The 5,253-nt window shown below is 73.8% G+C and carries 5 protein-coding genes; 3 read left to right on the forward strand and 2 right to left on the reverse strand.

Translation table 11 applies throughout. The annotated features are described in order from the left end of the window. Positions 1-202 (forward strand): DoxX family protein (locus tag VR45_RS25070; RefSeq protein ID WP_045942095.1); only part of this gene is annotated, 202 nt, incomplete at its 5' end. 73 nt (positions 203-275) lie between these two features. Here the strand turns inward: VR45_RS25070 and VR45_RS25075 are convergent. After that, entirely contained in the window at positions 276-1,664 is a 1,389-nt protein-coding gene (locus VR45_RS25075; RefSeq protein ID WP_045942096.1) for an SDR family NAD(P)-dependent oxidoreductase, read from the reverse strand. A 174-nt stretch (positions 1,665-1,838) separates the two neighbouring features. Next, entirely contained in the window at positions 1,839-3,362 is a 1,524-nt protein-coding gene (locus VR45_RS43380) for a carbohydrate binding domain-containing protein (protein ID WP_045942097.1), read from the reverse strand. Positions 3,363-3,659: 297 nt separating this feature from the next. Between VR45_RS43380 and VR45_RS25085 the strand changes: the two genes are divergently transcribed. Both VR45_RS25085 and VR45_RS25090 read left to right on the forward strand, forming a co-directional pair. Continuing rightward, positions 3,660-4,220, forward strand: coding sequence for a hypothetical protein (locus VR45_RS25085; protein ID WP_045942098.1), 561 nt, complete (start codon positions 3,660-3,662; stop codon positions 4,218-4,220). 138 nt (positions 4,221-4,358) lie between these two features. Beyond that, a partial coding sequence (locus tag VR45_RS25090) for an aldo/keto reductase (protein ID WP_045942099.1) occupies positions 4,359-5,253 on the forward strand: 895 nt, incomplete at its 3' end.

Consider the following 5,253-nt stretch of genomic DNA (forward strand, 5'->3'; position numbering starts at 1 on the left):
GGCGAAGCTGGCGGGCGCGGCCGGTCTGCTGGTCGGCCTCGTGGTTCCGGCTCTCGGCGTCGCGGCCGCTGTCGGCCTGATCCTCTACTTCTTCGGCGCGGTGATCACCTGCCTGCGGGCCCGCTCGTACAAGACCGTGCCTTTTCCGCTCCTCTACCTCGCCCCGGTGGCGGTGACCCTGGGTCTGGGCCTCGCGGCCTGACCGGGCGGGTGCGGAAGGCGTCGCGGTCGGACGCAACCGGTGGCCGTTCGGCGCAGCCACAGGTGCGGGCCGGTCACCAGGCCGCCTCGCGGTAGTCCTTGAGGAAGACGCCGGAGACCGGCGAGCCCGCCTCGCCGCGGACGACGGGGTCGTAGACGCGGGCGGCGCCGTCGACGATGTCGAGCGGGGTGCGGAAGCCGGTGGCGGCGATCCGGGCCTTTCGGGGGGCCGGGTTCTCGTCGGTGATCCAGCCGGTGTCGACGGCGCACATGTACACGCCCCGGGTGGCGAGTTCCTCCGCGCTGGTCCGGGTGAGCATGTTGAGCGCGGCCTTGGCCATGTTGGTGTGCGGGTGGCCGGCGGTCTTGTTGCGGACGGCGAACCGGCCCTCCACCGCCGTCACGTTGACGATGTAGCGGCGCGGGTGCGGGGAGGCGAGCAGCAGCGGGAGCAGCCGGTCGCAGAGCAGGGCCGGGGCGAGCGCGTTGACGAGCTGGACCTCCAGCACCTCGGTCGGGTCGAGCGAACCGAGGCGTGCAGACCAGGAGTTGGTGTCCGCGAGGTCCGGCAGCAGGCCGGCTTCGTCGGCCCCGAGCGGGACCGGGGCCGGGAGCGGTGACGGTGACGGTGATGGAGCCAGGGCGGTCGTCGGCCGGAAGCCGGGCGCATGCGTGACGGTCGCGGCGTCGCTCGCGGGCAGGGCGGACCGCTCGCCGGCGGCCAGCAGCGCGTAGGACTCGGGCGGACGGCGCAGGGTCTGCGCGGCGTTGTTGACCAGGATGTCCAACGGCCGTCCGTCGGAGCGCAGTTGATCGGTGAGGCCGAGGACCTGGCGCGGGTCGCGCAGGTCGATGCCGATGACGGTGAGCCGGTCCCACCAGGCGGCGCTGCCCTCGGCGGCCCGGAAGCGGCGCACGGTGTCGTGCGGGAAGCGGCTGGTGACGAGCAGCTCGGCGCCGTCGCGCAGCATCATCAGGGCCAGCTGGAAGCCGATCTTCACCCGGCCGCCGGTGAGCAGCGCGCGGCGGCCCCGGAGGTCGGTGGAGAGCGCGCGGCGGGCGGTGTTGTCGGCCGCGCAGGGGCGGCAGAGCATGTGGTAGAACGCGTCCACCTCGCGGTAGCGCTGCTTGCAGACGTAGCAGCGGCGGTGGCCGCGGAGTTCACCGAGCGGCGCGGAGTGGACGGGCGCGGGGGCGAGCGGGGCGTCCTCGCGGCGGTCGGGGGCACCGGTGGCGGTGGCGGCGAGCAACTGGGCGTCGGCGGCCAGGATCTCGGCGCGCTTCTCCTGGCGGCGCTGCTTGCGGCTCTCGCGGTAGAAGGAGCTGAGCTGTCGCTCGGCGTGCAGCCGGGTGCGGTCGCCGGTGGGCAGTGCGCGCAGGCGGCCGAGGGTGCGGCTGAACGCGGCCAGCTCCTCGGGGGTGATGTCCCCGGTCGTGGTGCCCGTGTCGTCCCGGACTGTCATGTCCGCCCCCTCGTGCGCCCGTTCACCTGCGTCGGAACCGCTCGCGGGCGGCTCCGGTGATGGGGGGACTGTAGTGGACCGTCCGCGAACGCGCGCTCGAATAACGCCGCGCCGGCGGCCCCTGGGGTGGGGCCGCCGGCGGGGGTGCGGGTGGGGCTGTTCGGCAGGGGCTGCTCAGCCGGTGTACTGGGCGAAGATCTTGGCGAACTCGTAGGGCTGCTGCGGGATGTTGGTGCACTTGAAGAGGCCGCCGGTGCAGGCGTTGGCGTCCCGGGTGGCGTCCCAGAAGGCCAGTTCGCCGAGGTGGTGCTGACGGGCGAAGGCGACCAGCTGCTGGGCGTCGGCCTGGTTGTAGACCTGGTGGTCGTCGTTCTCGCCGATCATCGGGGTGACGCCGATCGCCGACCACAGCTGGGCGTCGCTCTTGGCCGGGTACAGGGCTTTGAGCTGGCCGTACAGGGACTGTGCGGCCTGGACGGCGGCGTCGCCGTAGTCCGCGCCGGAGCGGTAGTAGTCCATCGCCATGATGTTGACGAGGTCGACGTCCACGCCCGCGTCGCGGGCCGAGCGGACGATGGCGACGCCCTCGGTGGTGAGGCCCTCCGGGAGGACCGGCAGGGTGAAGGAGACCTTCAGCCCCGGGTTGGCCTTCTGCAGCTTGGCGAGCGCGGCGGAGCGGCGCTCGTTGGCGGCGGTGTCGGCGATCGCGGCGCCCTCGATGTCGAAGTCCACGTAGCGCAGGTTGTAGGCCTTCACGACGGCGTCGTACTCGGCGAACAGCGAGTCGACGCTGGTGCAGGCCGCGGCGAGTTCGGAACCGCTGGCGCCGCCGAAGGAGAGCTTGACGTCGCCGCCGGCCGCGCGCAGTGCGTCGATCTGGTCCTTGGCCCAGCCGGTGCGCGGGTCGTAGGCGTTGAACCAACTGGCCTTGCAGCCGACGGCGGTGACGAAGCCCATGGTGAAGGCCTTGAGGTTGCCGGACTTGGCCATCGCGGGCAGCGAGGGGGTCGGCCAGGCGCCCATGTCGATGTACGGGGCCACCGGGAGCGCGACGTTGGGCGCGGGGGTGGTGGGCGGCGTGCTCGTGGGCGGGGTGGTGGTCGGGGGCGTCGTGGTCGGCGGGGTGGTGGTGGGCGGCGGGGTGCTCGGGTTGCCGCCGGGGCCGGACAGGGTGACGTCGTCGGCGAGGTAGCCGCCCTGGCCGTACCAGCCGTGCAGGTAGACGTTGACGCTGGTGGTGGCCGCGCCGGTGGTGAAGGTGGCGGTCAGCTGCTGCCAGCTGCCGCCGCCGGGCGTCCAGACGGCCGGGTCGGTGACCCCGCTGCCGGTCGCGCCGAGGTACACGTACTGGCCCTTGACCCAGGCGCTCAGCGTGTAGGTGGTGTTGGGCTTCACGGCGACGCTCTGGCCGCACTGGGCGGTGTCGGAGCTGCCGACGGCGCCGTTCAGCGCGTAGGAGCCGCCGTGCGCGCCGGAGTCGACCACGCTGCCGGTGGTGCCGGAACAGCTCCACGGGCCGAGCGAGCCGCTCTCGAACCCGGGGTTGGCGAGCAGGTTGCCGTCGGCGGCGCCGGCGTTCCCGGCGACCGTGGCCAGGCCGCCGCCGGCGAGGACGACGGCGGCGGTGAGGCCGAGCAGCTTGGTGCGGACCGCCGGGCGGCGGTGCCGGGCAGGGGTGTCGTGGGGCGCGCGTGGCATGGGGGTGCCTCTCGGGAACGAGGCCTGCCACCGTCCGCGCGCGGTGGGGAGGGGGCGCGGGGGCGGGTGACGGCGGAGGGTGGTCCGGGTGGGGGAGGTGCGCGGTGCTGAGGACCAAGCTGGACTAGACCAGCTGGGCACGTCAAGAACCTTCGGGGCATCAAAGCAGCCTCCCGGCGTGCCTTACGCGGACGTTAAGGTTCCGGCGGAAGGATGCGGGCGGATTGCCGGGCGCGGCTCGCTCGCTCGCTCGCTCGCTCGGCGAGCGAGGACGGGGAGCGAGGACGGGGAGGGTTTGTGCTGCTGACACTGACCGGTGGTGCGGGGGCGGGCAAGACGACACTGGCCGGGGCGCTCGTGGCGGCCGCGGCGGAGGGGCCGGTCCGCGTCCTGCACGGCGACGACTACTGGTACGCCGAACCGGGGCGGGGCGTGTGGGCGCCCGACGAGAACGGGAAACCCCGGCTGGACGTCGGCGATCCGCGCTCGATCGACGGTGAGTGGCTGGACGCCGACCTCGGGGCCGCGCTCGCCGCCGCCCCGGTCGTGGTCGTCGAGGGCCTCTTCGCCCGCCGGGTGGCCGCGCCGCGCTCCCGCCCCCGCCTGGACGTCTTCGTGGACGTGGCGGCGGACCTCCGGCTGGCCCGCAAGATCGAACGCAAGTGCGTCGCGGGCGACTTCCCGCTCGCGGTGCTGCTGCGGAACTACGTCGAGCACCGGCGGGACGCCCATGAGCGCCACATCGAGCCGCTGCGGGCCGACTGCGGTCTGACCGTCGACGGCACCCTGGCGCCGGAGGTGCTGGCCCGGCGGATCTGGACGGCAGCCGCCGTCGAGGCGCTCGCGCGGCGGGGTTGAGGCGCTCGTGACGGCCGCGGCGGCCGGTCCGGCTCGGCGGTGCCGCTTGACCTTGAGTGCACTCCAAGGGGCAGGCTGGTGCCCGTTGATCCGACCGCACGTCGGCGCCACGGGGCCGGCACCAGTGAGGAGTACGTCATGCGCAACGCCACGCTCGGCAGCGAGGGCCCCGAGGTCGGGGTCGTCGGCCTCGGCTGCATGGGGATGACCTGGGCCTACGACGTCCACAACCGGGACGACGAGACCTCGGTCCGGGTGATCCGGCAGGCGCTCGACCTCGGGGTCACGCTGATCGACACCTCCGACATCTACGGCCCGTACAGCAACGAGGAGGTGGTCGGCGCCGCCCTGGCCGGTCCGTACCGGGAGCGGGCGGTGCTCGCCACCAAGGTCGGCCTGGTGCCGGGCACCGGTGAGGAGCGGGTGCTGCGCAACGGCCGGCCCGAGCACATCCGGCGGGCGATCGACGACAGTCTGCACCGGCTTGGCACCGACCACGTCGACCTGTACCAGCTGCACCGGGTCGACCCGGAGGTGCCGATCGAGGAGTCCTGGGGCGCGCTCGCCGAGGTGGTGGCGGCCGGCAAGGCGCGCCGGATCGGGCTGTCCGAGGTGGGCGTCGAGGAGATCGAGCGCGCCCGGGCCGTCCACCCGGTGGCCTCGGTGCAGAACGAACTGTCGCTGTGGACCAGGGACTCGCTGGCCGAGGTGCTGCCGTACACCGAGGAGCACGGGATCGCGTTCCTGCCGTTCTCGCCGCTCGGCCGGGGCTTCCTGACCGGTGGCATCGCCTCCTTCGACGAGCTGCCGGCCGACGACTTCCGCCGCCAGCTGCCCCGCTTCCAGCAGGACGCGCTGAAGGCGAACCTGGCGCTGGTGGAGCGGGTGCGGGAGGTCGCGGCGCGGGTCGGCGCGACGCCCGCGCAGGTGGCGCTCGCCTGGGTGGTCGCGCAGGGGCGGTACGTGCTGCCGATCCCGGGCACCAAGACGCCCAAGTACCTGGTGGAGAACGCGGCGGCGGCCGATCTGGTGC

Origin of the sequence: Streptomyces sp. NRRL S-495 (genome assembly GCF_000966955.1) — a bacterium.
Lineage (GTDB): Bacteria > Actinomycetota > Actinomycetes > Streptomycetales > Streptomycetaceae > Kitasatospora > Kitasatospora purpeofusca.

Coding starts and splice junctions, on each gene's coding strand:
- VR45_RS25075 (WP_045942096.1), bottom strand. CDS start 1,664: ATGACAGTCCGGGACGACACGGGCACCACGACCGGGGACATCACCCCC.
- VR45_RS43380 (WP_045942097.1), bottom strand. CDS start 3,362: ATGCCACGCGCGCCCCACGACACCCCTGCCCGGCACCGCCGCCCGGCG.